Source organism: Microbacterium sp. Leaf179 (genome assembly GCF_001423785.1).
Classification (GTDB): Bacteria; Actinomycetota; Actinomycetes; order Actinomycetales; family Microbacteriaceae; genus Microbacterium.
The window spans coordinates 93,065-112,564 of sequence record NZ_LMPH01000005.1; the positions used below are offsets into that span (position 1 = coordinate 93,065).

The 19,500-nt window shown below is 72.2% G+C and carries 16 protein-coding genes; 9 read left to right on the top strand and 7 right to left on the bottom strand.

Annotation, left to right across the window (positions count from 1 at the left end; genetic code table 11):
- Positions 1–21: 21 nt before the first annotated feature.
- Entirely contained in the window at positions 22–1,548 is a 1,527-nt protein-coding gene (locus ASF96_RS15365; protein WP_055940633.1) for a CitMHS family transporter, read from the bottom strand.
- A gap of 157 nt (positions 1,549–1,705) precedes the next feature.
- On the opposite strand from ASF96_RS15365, the gene ASF96_RS15370 reads away from it, so the two are divergent.
- Complete coding sequence (locus tag ASF96_RS15370; protein ID WP_191915567.1) at positions 1,706–3,319, top strand: sensor histidine kinase; 1,614 nt, start codon at positions 1,706–1,708, stop codon at positions 3,317–3,319.
- Positions 3,316–3,966, top strand: coding sequence for a response regulator (locus tag ASF96_RS15375; protein WP_055940635.1), 651 nt, complete (start codon positions 3,316–3,318; stop codon positions 3,964–3,966). The genes ASF96_RS15370 and ASF96_RS15375 overlap by 4 nt, the downstream gene beginning before the upstream one ends.
- A gap of 165 nt (positions 3,967–4,131) precedes the next feature.
- Here the strand turns inward: ASF96_RS15375 and ASF96_RS15380 are convergent, their stop codons facing one another.
- Both ASF96_RS15380 and ASF96_RS15385 read right to left on the bottom strand, forming a co-directional pair.
- Complete coding sequence (locus tag ASF96_RS15380; RefSeq protein WP_055940638.1) at positions 4,132–5,421, bottom strand: alpha-amylase family glycosyl hydrolase; 1,290 nt, start codon at positions 5,419–5,421, stop codon at positions 4,132–4,134.
- A 157-nt stretch (positions 5,422–5,578) separates the two neighbouring features.
- Positions 5,579–6,805, bottom strand: coding sequence for an ROK family protein (locus tag ASF96_RS15385; protein WP_055940641.1), 1,227 nt, complete (start codon positions 6,803–6,805; stop codon positions 5,579–5,581).
- 176 nt (positions 6,806–6,981) lie between these two features.
- On the opposite strand from ASF96_RS15385, the gene ASF96_RS15390 reads away from it, so the two are divergent.
- The 4 genes from ASF96_RS15390 to ASF96_RS15405 all read left to right on the top strand — a co-directional run bounded on the left by ASF96_RS15390 (position 6,982) and on the right by ASF96_RS15405 (position 11,777).
- Complete coding sequence (locus tag ASF96_RS15390; protein WP_082509757.1) at positions 6,982–8,232, top strand: extracellular solute-binding protein; 1,251 nt, start codon at positions 6,982–6,984, stop codon at positions 8,230–8,232.
- Entirely contained in the window at positions 8,229–9,143 is a 915-nt protein-coding gene (locus tag ASF96_RS15395) for a carbohydrate ABC transporter permease (RefSeq protein ID WP_055833037.1), read from the top strand. Before ASF96_RS15390 ends, ASF96_RS15395 begins: the two co-directional genes overlap by 4 nt.
- Positions 9,144–9,235: 92 nt before the next feature.
- Complete coding sequence (locus ASF96_RS15400; protein ID WP_055833311.1) at positions 9,236–10,057, top strand: carbohydrate ABC transporter permease; 822 nt, start codon at positions 9,236–9,238, stop codon at positions 10,055–10,057.
- A gap of 37 nt (positions 10,058–10,094) precedes the next feature.
- On the top strand, positions 10,095–11,777 hold the full coding sequence (locus tag ASF96_RS15405; protein WP_055940648.1) for a glycoside hydrolase family 13 protein: 1,683 nt from the start codon (positions 10,095–10,097) through the stop codon (positions 11,775–11,777).
- 185 nt (positions 11,778–11,962) lie between these two features.
- On the opposite strand, the gene ASF96_RS15410 is transcribed toward ASF96_RS15405, so the two are convergent.
- The 4 genes from ASF96_RS15410 to ASF96_RS15425 are packed head-to-tail and all read right to left on the bottom strand — an operon-like array spanning position 11,963 to position 16,054.
- Entirely contained in the window at positions 11,963–12,775 is an 813-nt protein-coding gene (locus ASF96_RS15410) for a galactosyltransferase-related protein (protein ID WP_055940651.1), read from the bottom strand.
- Positions 12,772–13,776, bottom strand: a complete 1,005-nt coding sequence (locus ASF96_RS15415) for a hypothetical protein (protein ID WP_055940654.1) — start codon at positions 13,774–13,776, stop codon at positions 12,772–12,774. Before ASF96_RS15415 ends, ASF96_RS15410 begins: the two co-directional genes overlap by 4 nt.
- Positions 13,773–14,909 (bottom strand): glycosyltransferase, encoded by a 1,137-nt coding sequence (locus tag ASF96_RS15420; RefSeq protein WP_055940656.1) that lies wholly within the window; start codon positions 14,907–14,909, stop codon positions 13,773–13,775. The genes ASF96_RS15415 and ASF96_RS15420 overlap by 4 nt, the downstream gene beginning before the upstream one ends.
- Positions 14,906–16,054, bottom strand: coding sequence for a glycosyltransferase (locus ASF96_RS15425; protein WP_055940659.1), 1,149 nt, complete (start codon positions 16,052–16,054; stop codon positions 14,906–14,908). The genes ASF96_RS15420 and ASF96_RS15425 overlap by 4 nt, the downstream gene beginning before the upstream one ends.
- Before the next feature lie 57 nt (positions 16,055–16,111).
- On the opposite strand from ASF96_RS15425, the gene ASF96_RS15430 reads away from it, so the two are divergent.
- From ASF96_RS15430 to ASF96_RS15440, 3 genes are read left to right on the top strand one after another with little or no spacing between them, the layout of a single operon-like run.
- Entirely contained in the window at positions 16,112–17,053 is a 942-nt protein-coding gene (locus ASF96_RS15430; RefSeq protein WP_235560629.1) for a WcbI family polysaccharide biosynthesis putative acetyltransferase, read from the top strand.
- Positions 17,050–18,042 carry a hypothetical protein gene (locus ASF96_RS15435; RefSeq protein ID WP_055940664.1) on the top strand — a complete coding sequence of 331 codons (993 nt, stop codon included), beginning with the start codon at positions 17,050–17,052 and terminating at the stop codon, positions 18,040–18,042. The genes ASF96_RS15430 and ASF96_RS15435 overlap by 4 nt, the downstream gene beginning before the upstream one ends.
- Positions 18,039–19,376: a glycosyltransferase family 2 protein gene (locus ASF96_RS15440; RefSeq protein ID WP_235560630.1), complete on the top strand. Its 1,338-nt coding sequence runs from the start codon at positions 18,039–18,041 to the stop codon at positions 19,374–19,376. Before ASF96_RS15435 ends, ASF96_RS15440 begins: the two co-directional genes overlap by 4 nt.
- Positions 19,377–19,500: the final 124 nt, after the last annotated feature.

Below are 19,500 nucleotides of genomic sequence, written 5' to 3' on the forward strand. Positions count from 1 at the left end.
TCTTCGTTCGAGCACGCGGTCTCAGCCCAGCAGCGGCACCGCGCCCACCAGCACGCCGACGCCGAGCATGACGAGCGAGACGATCGTCGCGCGCCACAGCACCTTCTTGTGGTGGTCGCCGAGGTTGACGCCGGCGAGCGAGACGAGCAGCAGGATGGCGGGAACCAGCGGGCTCTGCAGGTGCACGGGCTGGCCGGTGATCGAGGCGCGCGCCATCTCGACCGGGGCGATGCCGTAGTTCGCGGCGCTCTCGGCGAGCACGGGCAGAATGCCGAAGTAGAACGCGTCGTTCGACATGAAGAACGTGAACGGGATCGACAGCACCCCCGTGATGACGGCGAGGAACGGGCCCATCGACGTCGGGATCACCTCGGTGATCCACGATGCCATCGCGGTGACCATGCCCGTGCCGTTGAGCACGCCGACGAGCACGCCGGCGGCGAGCACCATCGACACGACGCCGACGATGCTGGGCGCGTGGGCGACGATCTCATCGGCCTGCGAGCGGAGCTTGGGGAAGTTGACGATCAGGGCGACCGCGGCTCCGACCATGAAGACGAACGCGAGCGGGAACAGGTCCATCACCAGCAGCACCATGACGGCGGCCGTCAGCGCGAGGTTGAACCAGATGAGCTTCGGGCGCAGGGTCGCGCGGTTCGGATCGAGCATCGTGTCGGCCATCGCGGTGTCGGCGGTGTCGACGAGCTGGGTCGCGGCGACGGCGTCGCGCCCGCCGCGGACGGTGACGATGTTGCCGGTGCGCAGCGACGCGACCGCGCCGGGCTTGTGCTCCGCGCCGCGGAAGATCTTGGGAGCGCCGAGGCGACCGAATCCACCGGGGGCGTCGAGCTTCGAGGTGTCGACCGAGCCCGCGAGACGCTTGCGCTCGGACAGACCGAGGAACCAGGCGAAGGCGAGCGCGACGACCAGGCCCGCGATCAACGAGGGGATCATGGGCACGAACACGTCGGTGGGCTGCAGGCCCAGGGCGGTCGCGGCGCGCACGGTCGGGCCGCCCCACGGCACGATGTTCATCGTGCCGTTCATGAGTCCCGCGACGCAGGTGAGCACGACGGGGCTCATGCCCAGCCGCAGGTACAGCGGCAGCATCGCCGAGGTGGTGATGATGAAGGTGGTCGACCCGTCGCCGTCGAGCGACACGGCGGCGGCGAGGATCGCGGTGCCGAGCACGATCTTGGCCGGGTCGTCGCCCAGCACGCGCGTGATCACGCGGATCAGCGGGTCGAAGAGCCCCACGTCGATCATGATGCCGAAATACATGATCGCGAACATCAGCAGGGCCGCGGTGGGCGCCATCGTGCTGATCGCGTCGATGACCATGTCGCCGAGGCCCAGGCCCGCGCCGGCGATGAGGCCGAAGACCGTGGGAACCACGATGAGGGCGACCATGGGGGTCAGGCGCCGCGTCATGATCAGCGCCATGAACGACAGGACCATGAGGAAGCCGAGGGCCACGAGCACCCCGTCGGCGGGCGTATAGGCCACCGGGTACTCGGCCGCTTCGGCCGCAAGGATCAGGGGGGTCATCGCGACTCCTTCGTCGTGACGGGCGCGGCTCTCGCGCTCTCGATCCGGCGACACTACGGATGCCGCGACCCCGGGCGCGCGCTTGCTCGCATTGCGGCGGGTTATGCGCGTACCGTGTGTTCTGCGCATTTCGCGCAGCACGAGCCCGGAGGTGCGTATGCGATTCGCCACCCGGATGCTCGTCGTGCAGGTCGCCACGCAGGTCGCCGTGGTCGCGGTGTGCACCGCGGTGTTCGCGTGGCTCGGCGTGCAGCAGCTGAGGGCCGAGGCCGACTCCTCGGCCCTGAACATCGCGCGTTCGGTCGCCGAGTCGCCCCAGGTGCGCGACCTCGTCGCCGAGTACTCCGCCGACCCCGGCACGCCGGTCGCCGCGACACTCCGCGACGGTGTCCTCCAGCGGTACGCCGCCGACGTCACCGCGCGCACCGAAGGGCTGTTCGTCGTGATCACCGACGATCACGGCATCCGTCTGGCCCACCCCGATCCGGACCGCCTCGGCGAGGTGGTGAGCACGAGCTTCACCGACGCGCTCGCGGGCCGCGAGGTCGTGACGTGGGAGGTCGGCACCCTGGGGGAGTCCGCCCGCGCCAAGGTCCCCGTCTATCCGCCCGCCGGCGGTGCCCCGGTCGGCGAGGTGAGCGTCGGGTTCGAGCGCGCGAGCGTCTTCGACGACCTCCCCGCCCTCCTCGTCGGCATCGCGGTCGCGGTGCTGCTGGCCGTCGCGATCGGCGCGGCCGTCGCGCTGCTCATGCGCCGCCGGCTCGAACGGCTGACGCTCGGGGTGCAGCCCGAGGAGCTCGTCGCTCTCGTGCAGACCCAGACCGCCGTGCTCGAGGGCGCCGACGAGGGGGTGCTCGCGCTCGACGACGCGGGGATCGTGCGGGTCTGCACCGCCGCGGCCGAACGACTGCTCGGGATCACGGATGCCGTCGGCCGCCCCCTCTCCGCCCTCGCCCTCGCGCCCGCCGTCGCCACCGCCCTGGCCGGCACCGGCGCGAGCACGGGGCTGCCCGTCGGCGGCCGGGTCGTCTTCATCGACGTGCGCCCTGTCCGCCGCGGTGCGCGCACGCTCGGCCGCGTCGCGGTGCTGCGCGACCGCACCGACGTCGCCGCGCTGTCGGGGCGTCTCGACAGCGTCCGGGCGATGGGCGACGCCCTGCGCGTGCAGCGGCACGAGAATGCCAACCGTCTGCACGCGGCGGTGGGCCTGCTGGATGCGGAGCGTACGGCCGAGGCCCGCGCCTTCCTCGCCGACCTCGTCGACCGCGGTTCGGTCGACTGGGCGGTGCCGGGGATCGACCTCGTCGGCGACGCGATGCTGCAGTCCTTCCTCGGGGCGAAGGCGCTCGCCGCGCGCGAACGCGGGGTGACGTTGAGGGTCTCCGACGACACGTTCCTGCGGGGCACCGTCGACGACGTCGAAGACGTCGTGGCCGTGCTCGGCAACCTCGTCGACAACGCGGTGACCGCCGCGGCCTCGGCCCCCGCGCCGCGCGGAGTCGAGGTCGCCGTGCTGGGCGACGGCGACGCCATCGTGATGACCGTGGCCGACACGGGTGGGGGCATCGCCGACGTCGATGCCGTCTTCGCCCCCCGCGAGCGCGACGACGACCCGACCGCGGTGCACGGCCTCGGGATCGGGCTGCCGCTCTCGCGCGAGTTCGCCCGCCGTCGCGAGGGCGAGGTGTGGGTGGTCGACCCGGGTGGTGACGGCCACGGTGCCGTCGTGGCCGCCCGCTTGCCGGGAGTCCTGCGAGGAGAGAACGAATGACCGACATCCGCGTCCTGGTCGTCGACGACGACTTCCGTGTGGCGGGGTTGCACCGCGACGCCGTCGCGGCCCGCCCGGGCTTCGTCGCCCTGGAGCCGGCGCGGACGGTCGGCGAGGCCCGCGCCGCGCTCGCCGCGCACCAGCCCGACCTGCTGCTCGCCGACGTGTACCTGCCCGACGGCGACGGTGTCGACCTCGTGCGCTCGGTCGGCGTCGACGCGTTCGTGCTGTCCGCGGCGACCGATGCCGCGACCGTCCGCCGCGCGTTCACCGCCGGGGCGCTGGCCTTCCTCGTCAAACCCTTCGACACGCGCGTGCTGGCCGAGCGTCTCGACCGCTACGCCCGGTACCGCAACCTGCTCTCCAGCTCGCGGCCGCTGTCGCAGGACGACATCGACCGCGCGGCATCCGTCATGCGCGGGGAGCGCGAGGGGCCGTCGCTCGCCCGCTCGGCGACCGAGCAGACCGTCCTGGCGGCTCTGGGTGCCGACGAGGCCTCGGCGAGCGAGGTGGCCGAGCGCATCGGCGTCTCCCGCGCGACCGCGCAGCGGCACCTGACGGCCCTGGCCGAGCGCGGCCTGGTGCAGGTGAGCCTCCGGTACGGCTCGACGGGCCGCCCCGAGCACCGCTTCCGCGTCGGCGCCTGAGCGGCTGCGTCGCCGCTGCGTCGTCGTTGCCACGTCGTCGCCGCTGCTGCTGCTGCGTCGCCGCCGCGTCGCCGCGGCGTTGCATGTCCCACTTCGTGCAACTCCAGCCCGTCGAACTCGCACGTTTCGGGACATGCCCGGCGGGAACGAGGTGGATGCCGCTGATCAGGCCTCCAGCACCGCCCACCCGCGCGGGCCCAGCTCGAGCCGCCCGTCGGCCGGGGTGCCCTCCCCGGCGACCACCGTCCGCCCGTCGGCGACCGGCAGGGTCACCGGCTCGTCGCCGATGTTCAGCGCCACCACCACGGCGTCGTCGCCCACGGCCGTCCGCAGCGCGACGGCGGTGTTCGTCACCTCGATGACGTCGGTGTGGGCGCGCCAGAGCCACGGCTTCCGACGCCGCAGGGCGATGAGCGCCTGGTGCGCCCGCAGGATCCGCACCTCGGCGTCGACCTCGCCCGGATCGGCGGGGAACTCCGGCCGCACCGCGTCGTCGCCCCCGAGGCGTTGCTCTTTCACCCCGGTCCACCCGAACTCGTCGCCGGCGTAGACCGACGGCGTGCCGGCGACGGTGAACAGCACCGCGAGGGCGTGGGGCACGAGGTCGGGGCCCACCGCCGAGGCGATGCGCGTGACGTCGTGGTTGCCGACGAAGGTCTGCGGCACGAAGGTCGCCAGCAGCTCGTCGTGACGCTCGATCGCGTGGCTCAGCTCGAACAGGTTGCGGTCCGAGATCCCGTGCCAGATGCCCTGCCACAACTCGTACTGCGTGAGCGCGTCCATGCTCGAGGCGCGGACGATCTCGGCGGCGTCGCCGTGGATGACCTCGCCGACGACCCACACCTCCGGGAACCGCTCACGCACGCGGGGGAGCACCCGGGACCAGAACTCCGGGGGTACCGCGTAGGCGGCATCCAATCGCCAGCCGTCGATGCCCCGCTCCAGCCAATGGCACATGACCTCCACGACGAGGTCGGCCACGGCCTCCGAGGAGTGGTCCAGCGCCACGAGTGCGTCGTGCCCCTCGAAGACGTCGGCCTCGACCCGGCCGTCGACGCGACGAGCGCGGAACAGCCCCGGGTCGTCGCCGCCGTCGGCGAAGGCGCGGAACGCCGGGTGCCCGCGGCCGACGTGATTGAAGACGCCGTCGAGCAGGATCCGGATGCCGCGCTCCCGCGCCGCCGACACGAGACGGTCGAAGTCCTCGTCGTCGCCGAGGCGGGGGTCGATGCGGAAGTGATCGACGGTGTCGTAGCCGTGCGTCTCCGACGCGAACACCGGGCCGAGCAGCAGGCCGTTCAGTCCCAGCTCGATGACGTGGTCGAGCCACGGCTCGAAGCGGTCGAGGCGGTGTGCGGGTTCGGCATCCGGGTCGACGTCGTCGCGGATGGGAGCGCCGACGAATCCCAGCGAGTAGACGTGCCACCAGAAGACGTGCTCGGGCCACGCGGGCATCCGGTTTCCTCTCGATCGGGGATGAGACGGTCCCGACGCTATCCGCAGCGCCGGATCCGGCGAGGGGGCTTGCCGCCGCCCGACCTCTCGTCGTGCGGTCGGCGTCGGCTTCAGATGCCGCGGCCCGTCACCCTCTCTTCGCCCGAGGGTCTCCCTGTCACGCCCGCGCGCGATCGGCGGGCAGGGCGAAGGCGGCGAGGTCGAGGGCGTGCGTGCGGGCCGTCTCCACGGCCGCGGCCACGGCCCCGATCGACACGATGTCCGCCCCGAGGGTCGAGGCGACGATGCGCGGGGCCGGCAGGTGCAGCGACGCGGGCAGGGCGCCGATGGCCGCGTCGATGATGGGTCCGGCTCCGGCGGCGATCGCGCCCGAGACCACCACGCGCTCCACGTCGAACAGGCTGCCGAACACCGCCGCGACCCCGGCGAGCGCCGGACCCACCGCCCGGGCGACGCCGAGGGCCCCCGCGTCGCCGGCGGCGGCGAGGTCGAGCACGGTCTTGGCGTCGAGGGTGTCGGGGTCGATGTCGCGCAGCGCGCTGTCGAGGGGGAGGGATCCCGAGGCCAGGGCCTCGCGCGCCGCGTCGACGCACCGCGGTGCGAGGCCCCAGGCGCTGCCGACCCCGTCCACGCGATCGAATGCCACGGTCTCGCCCGCTCCGCCGTGCGCGCCGCGCAGCAGGCGTCCGTCGACGCTGATGCCGGCGCCGAAACGCTCGCCGGCGAGCAGGGCGACGAAGTCGTCGCTGCCGACCGCGGCTCCGTGCGTGCGCTCGGCGACGGCGGCCAGGGTGGCGTCGTTCTCGACGCGCACCACGGGTGCCCACGCGGCGAAGCTGTCGATGAAGTCGGGGTTCATGCGCGCCCAGAAGCCGTCGTGGTGCACGGGCGAGCGCCCCGAGCGGGCGACGGGGGCGGGCACTCCGACGCACAGGCCGATGATCTCGGTGCGCGCGCGTCGTGCGCGGGTGAGGGCGGCGTCCACCGTCGCCTCGGCCGCGCGCCGGCGTCGCTCGGGCGAATCGAGCTCGGGGTCGACGGTCAGCCGCGAGGTGGCGAGTGCTCGTCCGCGCAGGTCGGCCACGGTGGCGGTGAGGTGGCCCCGGCCGGCGTCGACGCCGACGACCAGACCCGCGCCGGGGTCGAAGGCGAAGCGTCGGGCCGGTCGGCCCTTGGAGTACTCGCCCACCGCTCGGGCGTTCGGCATCTCGGTGAGCAGGCCGCGGGCGGTCAGCTCGTCGAGCACGTCGATGGCGGTGGAGCGCGTCACCCCCACGGCCTGAATGACGTCGCTCGCGGTGAAGGCGTCGGCGTCCCAGACGTAGCCCAGGACCGCATCGAGGTTGTGGCGACGCAGCGACGGCGTCGTCGTGGTGGCATCCATCGACACTCTTGACCCCCTTTCGTTCTGCTGCAATACTGCCTGCACGACATTGATTTGACGAGTAGATTTACTCGACGGGACAACATATTCGCAGTGCAGCGAAGGAGGAACACGTGTCGACGAAGACCAGAGCGGGCCGACGATGGGTCGCCGCGGCGACGGTGGGGGTGCTCGGGATGGCGATGCTGGCCGGCTGCTCCTCCGACGGCCGCGAGACCATTCGATTCACCTTCAGCAAGCGCGAGGCGCTGTCGTTCATGAACGACGTGGTCGCCGAGTACAACGCCTCGCAGGATCGCGTGCGCGTCGAGATGGACAGCTCCGGCGTCGACGTCGTGTCGGCGAGCTTCGTGCGTGGCAATCCGCCCGACATCATGCTGGCCAACTACAACTACGAGGTCGCCCGGTTCGTGCAGCGCTGTGCGCTGAGCGATCTCAGCGGCACCGAGGCAGCGGGCACCGTGCGTGAGGATCTGCAGCCGCTCCTCGACCAGTACGGTTCCTGCGCGGGGCGCACCAGCGCGCTCCCGTACTCGGTGATGGCGGCATCCGTCATCTACAACACGCAGATGTTCGAGCAGCTGAGACTGTCGGTCCCCACCACCTACGATGAGCTCCTCGCCGTCGCCGACACCCTGAAAGCCAACGGCATCACGCCGTTCTACGGCACCTTCAAAGACGACTGGACCGTGGCGCAGGGCTGGTACGACTACTCCGTCGGCGGCTCGCTCGACGTCCTCGACTTCTTCGACGGCCTCGCCGCGGAGGGCACCGAGGTGGGGCCCGAGTCGCAGGTCTCGTTCGCCAAGGACTTCACCGAGCCGATGGATCGCATGCTCGAGCTCGCGCGGGACTACACGAACCCGGATGCCGAGAGCCGGGCCTACGGAGACGGCAACCTCGCGTTCGCCCAGGGTGAGGCCGCGATGTACCTGCAGGGCCCGTGGGCACTGGGTGAGATCGCGAAGACCGCGCCCGACCTGGCGGTCGGCACGTTCCCGCTGCCGATGACCGACGACCCCGACGACCTCGCCGTCCGCGTCAACATGGATCTCGCGGCGATCATCCCCGAGGCCTCCCGGCACCAGGATGCCGCACGCGACTTCCTCGAGTACCTGTACCAGCCCGAGATCATCGAGGCCTACAACGAGTCGCAGCTCGGCTTCGCGCCGACGAAGGACGCTCCGTCGCCGAGCGACCCTCGCGTCGCCGGGATGATCCCGTACTACGACGAGGGCCGCATCTACCAGGGCGCCTCGGTGCTCGTGCCCAAGACCATCCCCACCTTCAACTACGCCCAGGCGATGATCTTCGGCGCCTCGCCCGAGGCCACGCTTCGCACCATGGACGAGGACTGGTCGCGCCTCGCGTTCCGTCAGCCGCCCGCGTCCACGACCGACGCAGCCGTCGAGGAGGACGCGCGATGACCACCACCACCACGATCGTGACGGGCGGGAAGGCGACCGCTCGGCGCAGCAGTCGCCGCGTCGAACCGATCTACTACCTGTTCCTGCTGCCGACCCTCGTGCTGTTCACCCTCGCCATCACGGTGCCGGGCATCATCGGCATCTTCTTCAGCTTCACCGACTCGATCGGCCTCGGCGAGTGGAACTTCACCGGGCTGACGAACTACATCGCGATCTTCAGCGACCCGGCCATCCTGCAGAGCTACCTGTTCACCTTCGGTTTCTCGGTCGCGACGGTGATCGTCGTCAACATCGCGGCGTTCCTGCTGGCGGTGGGGCTGACCTCGCAGATCCGCTTCAAGAAGGCGCTGCGCACGGTCTTCGTCATCCCGATGGTGATCTCGGGCATCATCATCGCCTACGTCTTCAACTTCCTCTTCAGCAACTCGGTGCCCGAGGCCGGAGCCTCGCTCGGCATCCCGTGGCTCGAGACCTCGCTCCTTGCGAACCCCGACCTCGCGTGGGTCGCGATCGTCATCGTCACCGCGTGGCAGGCGATCCCCGGAACGCTGCTGATCTACATCGCGGGGCTGCTGTCCGTGCCCGGTGACGTCTACGAGGCCGCGGGCCTCGACGGGGCGAGCAAGACCCAGCAGCTGCTGCGCATCACGCTCCCGCTGGTGGCGGGGTACGTCGTCATCAACATCATCCTGGGCTTCAAGGGCTTCCTGAACGCCTACGACATCATCGTCGGCCTCACCGGCGGCGGTCCCGGCACCGCGACCCGCAGCGTCGCGATGTCGATCATCCTCGGCTTCAACGGCGGGGACTACGCGTACCAGATGGCGAACGCGGCGCTCTTCTTCGTCGTGGCCATCGTCATCTCGCTCCTGCAGCTCTCGCTGACCCGGGGAAGGAACACCCTCTCATGACCGCTCTCAACCAGCCGGCGCTCGCGTTCGAGCAGGCCGAACTCGCCGTCCTCGCCGACCAGCCTCAGAAGCGCCGCATCCGTCGCGTCGGGATGGAGCGCATCAACTGGTCGACGACGACCATCCTGGTGCTCTGCTCCCTCACCGTCCTGCTGCCGCTGTACGTCACCGTCTCGATGGCGCTGAAGAGCGGCACGCAGATCGTCGACGGCAACGCGTTCTCGTTCCCCTCGCCGATCAGCTTCGACGGCTTCGTGCAGGCGTGGACGCTGACGAAGTTCCCCGTGGGCCTCGCGATCTCGCTCCTCGTCACGGCCGGCACGGTGGTGGCGACCATCGTCCTCGCGGCCTTCGCCTCTTACGCGATCGCCCGCAACTGGGAGCGCAAGCTCTTCCGCTACTCGTTCTTCTACCTGCTCGCGGCGATGTTCATCCCGTTCCCGGTCGTCGCCCTGCCGCAGATCCAGCTCACCGGCCGGGTGGGCCTCGACAACCCGTTCGGGGTGATCATCCTCGCCACGATGTTCCAACTGAGCTTCAGCGTGCTGCTGTTCACCGCGTTCCTGCGTTCCATCCCGCTCGAACTCGAAGAGAGCGCGCGGATCGATGGCGCGACGACCTGGCAGACCTTCTGGCAGCTCATCTTCCCGCTGCTGGCTCCCATGAGCGCCACGGTCGGCATCTTCGCCTTCCTCTACGCGTGGAACGACTTCATGATGCCCTCGCTCATCATCAGCGACCCGACGCTGCAGACCCTTCCGGTGCGGCAGAACCTCTTCCAGACGCAGTTCAGCAACAACTACAACGTCGCCTTCGCGTCCTACCTCATGGCCATGGCCCCCGCGATCGTCGCCTATCTCTTCACCCAGCGCTGGGTGATGGCGGGCGTGACCCAGGGCGCCGTCAAGGGCTGACACCTCCCCTCCCCTCCCCTCGAAAGGAACCCTCCTCGTGACGACCGCATCCCCCTCCGCCCGTACCCGCGAGCTGTCCGACGCCCCCGACTGGTGGCGTCAGGCGGTGGTGTACCAGGTATACCCCCGCAGCTTCGCCGACAGCGACGGCGACGGCCTCGGCGACATCCGCGGCGTCACCTCGCGCGTGCCGTACCTCGCCGAGCTGGGGGTGGATGCCGTCTGGCTGAGCCCCTTCTACCCCTCCGACCTCGCCGACGGCGGGTACGACGTCGCCGACTACCGCGACGTCGACCCGCGGCTGGGCACCCTGGCCGACATGGACGAGCTCATCGCGCAGCTGCACGCCCACGGCATCCGGGTGGTCGTCGACATCGTCCCCAACCACACCTCCGACAAGCACGTCTGGTTCCAGGAGGCGCTGGCGGCGGGCCGGGGCTCGGCGGCGCGCGGGCGTTACGTCTTCCGCGAGGGGTCGGGCGTCGACGGCGCCGAGCCACCCACCGACTGGGTGTCGCTCTTCGGCGGGTCGGCGTGGGAGCGGGTCGCCGACGGGCAGTGGTACCTGCACAACTTCGACGTCTCGCAGCCCGACCTGAACTGGGCGAACCCCGAGGTGCGCGCCGACTTCGTCACGACGCTGCGCTTCTGGAGCGACCGCGGGGTCGACGGGTTCCGCATCGATGTGGCGCACATGCTCACGAAGGACCTCAGCGAGCCCCTGCGCTCGCGCGCCGAGCTCGAGGCCCTGCCGCACGACGGCACCCACCCGATGATCGACCGCGACGACGTGCACGAGGTCTACGCCGAGTGGCGCGCGGTCTTCAACTCCTACGACCCGCCGCGCACCGCCGTCGCCGAGGCATGGGTGCACCCCTCGCGCGTGCCGCTGTACGCCAGCGCCGACAGCCTCGGCCAGGCGTTCAACTTCGACCTTCTCGAGGCCGACTTCGACCCCGCGCAGTTCCGGCGCATCGTCGCCGACAACCTCGCGCTGGCCGCGGAGTCGGGCTCGTCGACCACGTGGGTGCTGTCGAACCACGACGTCGTCCGCCACGCCACGCGGTACGGACTCCCCGACGCCGAGCGCGCCGCCGACGGGCGCCCGACCCTCAAGCACGGCAACGAGTGGTTGCTCTCCGGCGGGCAGTCGCCGGCTCTCGACTCGCGCCGCGGGGAGCGCCGCGCCCGCGCCGCCGCAGCCTTCGTGCTGGGCCTTCCCGGCTCGGCGTACCTGTACCAGGGCGAGGAGCTGGGCTTGCACGAGGTCGCCGAGATCCCCGACGCCGACCGTCAGGATCCGACGTTCTTCCGCAGCCCCGGCGTCGATCAGGGCCGTGACGGATGCCGCGTGCCCCTGCCCTGGACCGAGCACGGCCCGGCGTTCGGCTTCGGTTCGGCGGGCGCCCACCTTCCGCAGCCGGAGTGGTTCGGCACGTACGCGGTCGACCTGCAGGACGGCGACCCGGCCTCGACGCTGTCGCTCTACCGCCGCGCGCTCGACCTGCGGCACGATCTGCAGACCGACGAGCAGATGGAGTGGATCGAGACGTGTCGCGACGACGTGGTGGCGTTCGTCCGCCCGAACGGCTGGACGGTCGTGACGAACTTCGGCACCGAGCCCGCGGCGCTGCCCGCGGGCGAGGTGCTGCTCGCCAGCGTCGCGCTCGACGGCGACACGCTGCCCGGCGAGACCACGGTCTGGCTCCGCAGCGCCTGACCCGCCCCGAAAGCCCCGGCGTCCGCGCCGGGGCTTTCCCGCGCCCTCCGCCCCGCGCCGGCCGCACGCCCGTCGTCCGCCCGTCGCCCCGCGTCGGCGAAACACCCGTTGAGTGTCCAGAACACGCCGTCACGCCCCGCCCGAGGGCGGCGTGTCGCGGACACTCAACGCCGTCACGCCCCGGCTCAGCGCACGCGCACCCAGCCGTCGCCGCGGCGCTCGATGGCCCCGGCCGCGGCGAAGGCGTCGAGCCATCCCCCCATCGGCCACGCTCCCCACCGCTCGCAGAACGTGCCCCCGTTGCGCAGGATGTCGTCGAGGTGCTGCCACGGGGGAGAAGAGACCGGATGCCACTGGTGGTACGCGTCCGCCCCGCCGACCCACTGCATCTCGACGCCCGCAGCGCGAGCCGACCAGGCGAGGTCGGTGTCTTCGGCCCCGTACCCCTCGTACCCGGGGTGGAAGCCGCCGATGCGGTCCCACGTCGCCGGGGTCACGGCGAACGACAGCGACCAGAACAGGTCGTACTCCCCGTCGGTGGCCCGCCGCGTCTCGCCGGGTCCGAGCGCCGGGCGAGCGCGGTGCGGGCGGGTGAGAAAGGGCAGGTCGTCGAGGTTCTCCGGCCGTTGCACGCTCGACAGGTAGGTCACCGCTCCGCAGAGCACCGCGTCGGGGTGCGCGCGGGTGGCGGCGCGATAGGCGGGCAGCAGGTCGGGCCCGGGCAGGCAGTCCACGTCGAGGAACACCAGCAGCTCGGCGCCGGCGGCGATCGCCGCGTCCGCCGCGCGGTTCCGCCCCACGCCCACCCGCAGTCCATGCGGCCCCGGGGGCACGAGCACGGTGAGCGTCCCCGCCTCCGCGACACCGTCCGGTGGCGTCTCGTCCAGCCACGCCTCGACGCGCACGATGTCGTCGGCGAGCTCGGCGATCACGCGGCGCTGGCGCTCGAGGTGTTCGCGCCGCGCCGCCGAGGCGACCGTGATGAGCGCCGTCCTCACGGCCGCACCGCCTCGAGGGCGGCGGCCATGCGGTGGGCCGCGCCCGCGACCTGCCAGCGCGACCAGTCCGGTTCGGTCGAAGCGGCCCGCTCGACCAGATCGGCCAGGTCGGAGGCCGAAACGGTGTCGTCCGCCCGCTGCGCGAGGCCCCAGCGGGCGAGGGCGTCGGCGGTCGCACGCTGCTCGCCGAAGGGGCGGTCCTGCGCGATGACGACGGCGCGGGCTCCGGATGCCGCGAGGTCGGCGACGCTGTTCTGGCCCGCGGCGCTCACGACCACCGTGCTGCCGGCCAGCAACGGCCAGGGGTCGTCGACGCGGGAGGCCTCGTCGTGCCCGATCGCGGTGACCCGCCAGCCGCGAGCGGAAAGACGTGCGGTGGCCTCGTCGCGGACCTCCGGCTCGAGCACACGGCCGAGCAGCAGCACTGACCGCTCGGTCGCGGACTCGGGCGGGGTGCGTCCGTCGTAGCGCGAGATGCCCCCGGTCCACACCACGCGGTCGCCGTGCTCGGCGAGGGCGGGGGTGGGCACCGCGCCGTGTGCCCAGGGGGCCACGATGCGATCGGCCAGGGCGTAGGCGAGGGCGTGGGGCGCGTCGGTGCGCGCGCCGGGTTGGGTCACCGCGACGGTGCGGAGCCCCAGGAGTCGTGCGAGGGCCACGACCTCCGCGCTGACGTCGACGACGAAGACGTCCAGATCGAGGTCGACCGCCGCGGAGGCGATCATGGCCAGTCGTGCGCGGTGTCCCGGATGCCCGTGGGGTGCCCAGTGCAGCTTCCCCCGGGCGGTCGGTTCCGCCTCGCGCGGGTCGAGCACCGTGCCGTCGGCGGCCTCGACCACGTCGGCATCCGGAGGGAGCACGACCCACTGGGTCTCGGGGGCGAGTCCGGCGGGGCGGGCGAGCGACGAGAACGCCACGACGGGGGTCCGCAGGTGCGGGTGCACGGCGAGAAAACGCGCGACGTGGCCGAAGCCGTGGTGGTGGACGTACCAGCCGATCACCGCGACACCGCCGGCACGTGTCGCGCGGCGACGGGCTGAGCGGTGTGGGTGAGCACCCGCTCCACTTCGCGGTAGCGCTCCGTGAGCGAGTGCTGTCGCACGGCCGCCCGGCGGGTCCAGACGCGGGTGAGGGGTTCGCGCGCGCCCTGTGCGGCGAGCTCGGCCGCGGCCTTGCCCAACGCGACGACGTCGCCGGGCATGACCGTCGCCGATCCGGGCATGCCCGCGAGCACCTCGGAGACCCCGCCGATGTCGAAGGCCGCGACGGGGGTGCCGGTGGCGAGCGCTTCGGCGATGACGAGGCCGAAGGGCTCCTCCCACATGGGCGTGACCAGGGCGACGGCCGACGATCCGACGAGGCGGCAGAGGTCGGGCTGATGCAGCGGGCCCACGTAGCGCGCGTGCACGCCGAGCCGGGGCACGACTTCCTGCTCGAAGTAGTCGACGTCCCCGATCCGGCCGGCGAGCACGATGTGGGCGTTCGCCGAGCGGGCGGCCTCGATGGCCAGGTGCGGCGCCTTCTCGGGCACGACGCGCCCCGACCAGACCCACGACGGTCCACCGGCGCCGCGCGTCCACTGGTCGGTGTCGATGCCGTTGGGGAAGACGAAGGCGTCGACACCCTCGACCGACCACGCGCGCGCGGTCGCCTGGCTCACGGCGATGAAACGGTGCGGGCTGTCGCGCACGTCGGCCGCGGCCTCCAGCATGTGTTCCAGGGGCGGCGTGTGCAGGGTCGTGACGACCGGGATGTCCGCCTCGCGGCTCCACCGGATGGGCGCGGGATGCAGGCTGTGGTTGTCCACGACGTCGTACAGGTGGCGGTCGGCGATGAGGCGGTCGCGGGCCGCATCGAAGGCGGTGTCGACGGCCGCCGCATACCCGTGCGGGTACTCGGTGTCGGATGCCGCTTCCGGCCGTGTCCAGGCGGGAGCGGGCAGAGAGAACTCCGGCGTGTCACCGAGGAAGTCCGAGCCCTCGGCGGCGCACAGGGTCACCTCGTGCCCGCGCGCGCGCAGCCAGCGCACGCGGTCCCAGACGCACGCCTCCAGTCCGCCGGCGTGCGGCTGACGCAGGGGGTAGCGCGACGGGGCGACGACGAGCACCCGCAGCGACCGTGCGCCGCGGATCATGCGGCCACCTCCGTGTCGAGTGCATGGCGGTACACGGCGACGTGCGCGGCACGCACCTCGCTCCGTTCCGCGAGACGTTCGGCCCGTCGCCGGTCCACCTCGGCCGTGCGCGGCGTCGATCCCGGCGTCGACCAGGCCGGAGCCGTGGCCTGCACCATCGCGCGTGCGAGCGAGAGCGGGTCCCCGACGTCGAAGGCGTGGAAGTCGCCGGGATGCTGGGCGGCGATGTGGCCGATGCGGGTGCCGACGACCGGAACGGCGAGGTCGTAGCAGAGCTCCGCCCAGCCCGACTGGGTGCCGTGCCGATACGGCAGCACGCACGCGTCGAGGTCGGCAAGCCACTCGGCGAGGGCGTCGTCGTCGAGACGGGCTCCGCGCTCGACGCTGACACCGTCGGCATCACGGACGAGGAGGTCGATGGATGCCGCCGCCTCGGCGTCGCGCACCCGCTCGTTCATCCGCACGACGGCTTCGATCCGCGCACCCTCCGCGCGCAGGGCGGCGACGGCGCGGACGAGGGTCGCGGTGGTACCCACCCCATCGATGTTGGGGCGGAGATCGCGCAGGTGCACGCCGATGCGGGCGACGTCGTGGACGTGACCGGTGGGGCGTGGTGCGTCGCCGAGCAGCGTGGGGTGAGCGATCACCGTCGTCGGTCGGTGGACGATCCCGCGCACCTCGGCGTCGGCCGTGTCGGTGAGGGTGACGAGGGCGTCGGCGCCCGCGGCGAGGACGGCGAGCGACGCCCGGTGCGCGTCCTGCTCGCTCAGCTGCGGGTTCTCGAGGTCGTGCACCGTGTAGACGAGGGGTCGCCCGATCCGACGGAGCGTCTCGACCGTCGCGCGCAGTTCGTCCGGGCTGTACGACTCGATGCCGAAGTGCACGTGCACCAGGTCGAAGTCGTCGGCGTGCGCTTCGAGCCACGAGGGCAGCAGCACCTGCGGCGGCCACCACTGGCCGGCGGGCGCTCCCGGCGGCGGCGGGTCCGACAGCAGCGTCACGTGGTCGCGGTCGGTGATGGCGGCGACATAGGGGTGGGCCGAGGGGACGGCCGCGACCCGGACCGGGGGGACGGTGGTGACGACGATCTCGTGTTCTCCTCGTGCTTGCGTGCGTGACGGTGCGCGTACCGCATCGCCAGGCACATCGCAATGCAACGGGGCGGTTGGGACGACGATGACACCGACGGATACCTTCACATCATGGGTGGTGAGAGGGCGCGACTGCGAAGCCTTGCGGACCACGGCGACGCGGTGATAGCGCGCCGTCGCCACTACGCCGAGTTCTACGGCGAGAAGGCCCCGGCCGACGGTTTCGGCCTGGTGGTGGGCAATTGCCAGGCGGAGTCACTGCGGCTGGTGATCTCGTCCGAGGTTCTTCCCGCCGTGCGCGTCCCCGCGGTGCACGAGCTCACCGCCGACGATGCCCGGCGCCTGCACGCCCTCCTCGCCGATGCCGCCTTCCTGGTCGCGCAGCCGATCCGCGACGACTACCGCGGCCTTCCGCTGGGCACCGCCCAGTTGCGCGCCGCTCTTCCCGCCGCAGCCCGCACCGTCACGGTCCCGGCCGTGCGCTTCGCCGGACTGCACCCGTTCCAGGCTGTTCTGCGCCTCCCCGACTTCCCCGAAGACCCGCCGCTCGTCGCGTACCACGACGTCCGGATCGTCGCCGAGGCGTTGGGTGCTCCGGTCGCGTCGAGCGTGCCGGCCGCCACGGTCCGCGCGATCGCCGACGCCTCGATCGCGGAACTGCGGCGCCGCGAGGCCCGGGGGCTCGACGTCGCGGCATCCGATCTCTTCGCTCCGGTGGTCGACGACCTCGCCCGCACGGTGAATCATCCCGGGAACGCGCTCTTCCTCCCCCTGGGGGAGCGCATCGTCGCCGCCCTCGGGGCGCCCGGCCGGGTGGTCGACCCGGGCCGCCCGATCCTCGCCGCCGTCCGTGCGCCGCTCGAGAGCTGGGTCGTCGACGCGTGGGATCTCGACACCGCCCCGCGGCCCGATTGGATCGTCGACGGCGAGACGGTGCCGGCCGCCCTCGTGCGCGAGGCGCATCTCGCGTACTACGCCGAGCGCCCCGCGCTGCTCGCCGCCGTCGCGGAACGTCTGGCTCCGCTGCTGCGCACGTGGGCGGAGGCCGCATGACGACGTCGATCCCGGATGCCGCCCTCCCGGTGCTGCTCGCCCACCCGGGGCCGCACGGCGTCGCCGTGTACGCGCGCGAGATGGCCGCCGAGGTCGTGAGCGGCGCCCCCGGGGTGCGGGTTATCACGCCCGACGAGGCGGCTTCCCTTCCCCCGGGCACGCCCGTGCACGCGCACATCACCGACCGGCTCTGGGGGGCTTCGCCCGAGGAGGCGACGCGCACCGTCGAGGCGCTGGCCCGACGGCATCCGCTGACCGCGACGCTGCACGACGTGCCGCAGGTCTCCGACGGGGAGCGCAACCGTCCCCGGCGTCGGGCGTTCTATCGCTCCGTGACCGAGGCGGCGCGCGCCGTCGCCGTCAACAGCGCGCACGAGCGGGAGCTCCTGCGGGAAGAGGGGGTGTGGGACGGCCCGGTGACGGTCGTGCCGCTCCCCGTCGCGAGCGTTCCGCCCTCGGTCCCCGCTCCCTCCGATGGCGCGGTCGGCGTCCTCGGCTACTTCTACCCCGGCAAGGGGCACGACGAGGCACTCGCCGCGACCGCCGCCTCGGGCCTGACGCGGTTGAGCGTGCTCGGGCGCGCGTCCGAGGGCCACGCGGCCGACCTCGACGCGTTCGTCCGCGCCGCGGCCGCCGCCGGCGTCACCGTCGAGGTGACCGGGTGGCTCGACGACGCCGACATGATCGCGCGGGCGCGGCGGGTCGCGGTCCCGGTGATCGCGCACCGTCACGTGTCGGCGTCGGGGTCTCTCGCCTCGTGGATCGGGTGGGGCCGCCGGCCGGTCGCCGTGCGCAACCGCTACGTCGACGAGATGGCCGCCCTCCGGCCCGGAACGCTCGGCGTCGTCGAACCCGAGCAGCTCGCTTCGGCCGTCGCGGCCGCGCGCGCCGATGCCGGCCGCACCTGGCACGGCGTCGACCCGGTCCCGTTCGGCCGCGCCGATGCCGCGCGGGCCTACCGCCGATGGTGGTCGGACGTGTCGTGGTGAACGCGGACGACGGCGGATGGAACGATCGGATGCCGTGGGTTCCGGGCAACCGGTGGGACCTGGTGTCGCATCGCGAGCCGGATCCGCCGCGGGTCAGCGTGATCGTCACGCACTACGCGCAGCCGCAGGAGTTGGCTCGCACCCTCGCGGCGCTGCAGCAGCAGGACCACCCCGCCGACCGGCTCGAGATCATCGTGGCCGACGACGGCTCGCCCGAGTCGCCCGTCGTCCCCCGCGGCGTTCGGCTCGTCCGCCAGGACGATCGGGGTTTCCGTGCCGCGGCCGCACGCAACCTGGGGGCCGCCGCCGCCACGGGTGAGGTCCTCTGCTTCCTCGACGCCGACACGACGCCCGAGCCCGAGTACATCCGACGGATGTCGCGCCTCCCGGCTCTGCTCCCCGACGCGGTGACCGTCGGACGCCGTCGTCACGCCGATCTGTCCGAGGTGCCCGCCGGCCTCCCGATCGCCGAGGTCGCCCCGCCGCGGGAGCTGGCCGAACCCGAGTGGCTCGTCGAGGCGTATGCGCGCAGCGCGAACCTCCTCCACGCCGACGACCGTTCCTACCGGTATGTCATCAGCGCGGTCGTCGCGTGTTCCCGCGCGTTCTTCGACGAGATCGGGGGATTCGACGAGTCGTTCTCCTCCTATGGCGGTGAGGACTGGGAGTGGGCTCATCGTGCCTGGCAGGCCGGCGGAGTGCTCGCACACATTCCGGATGCCGTGGCCTGGCACGACGGTCCCGACTGGGCCGGACGCGACGACCGCGACCGCGCGGCCGAGGGCAATCGCCAGACGCAGGTCCTCGCCGCGAAGATCCCGGTGCAAGGGTCACGGGGGAGGGGTCTTCTCCCCTCGGTACCCGACCTCCTCGTCCGTCTGCCCGATGCGGTCACCCCGTCGGCGGCCTTCCTCTGCGTCGATTCCTTCCTCGCGTCGTTCCCGCAGGCGTCCGTGGCGGTGGATTCTTCCCTGCGCGAGTACGCATGGACGGCCGATCCCCGCGTGCTCTTCTCCGGCGACGCCTCCACCCCCGACGCGCGGATCACCCTGCACCTGACCCGGGCGGTGGTGATTCTGGATGCCACCACCCTCATCGACGCGGTGGCATCGCTCGATCACGGGGAGATCGGCTCGCTCGACCTGGTCACCGCGGAGGGCGTGCGATTCGGACTCGCGGAGTCGCGTCGGTCGCGTCGGCGCACCCACCGATGGGGAGCGTCGGCGGCCTTCCGCCGAGACACCCGGGTCCCTGACGGAGTGCATCCGACGAGGGACGAGCCCCACCTCGAGGCGTGGGTCGGCGGGTGGGGCGGCGTCGACCGCTTCGTCTGATCGGCCCACACCCGCGTGTTTCCGGGGGTGTGGGGGTGCGACACGCCCGGGATGTGGCTGGATTGGCTGAGTCGGGGTGTCGCACGTAATCTTTTACTTGTTCGCCCCACAGGGGAGAGCGGAG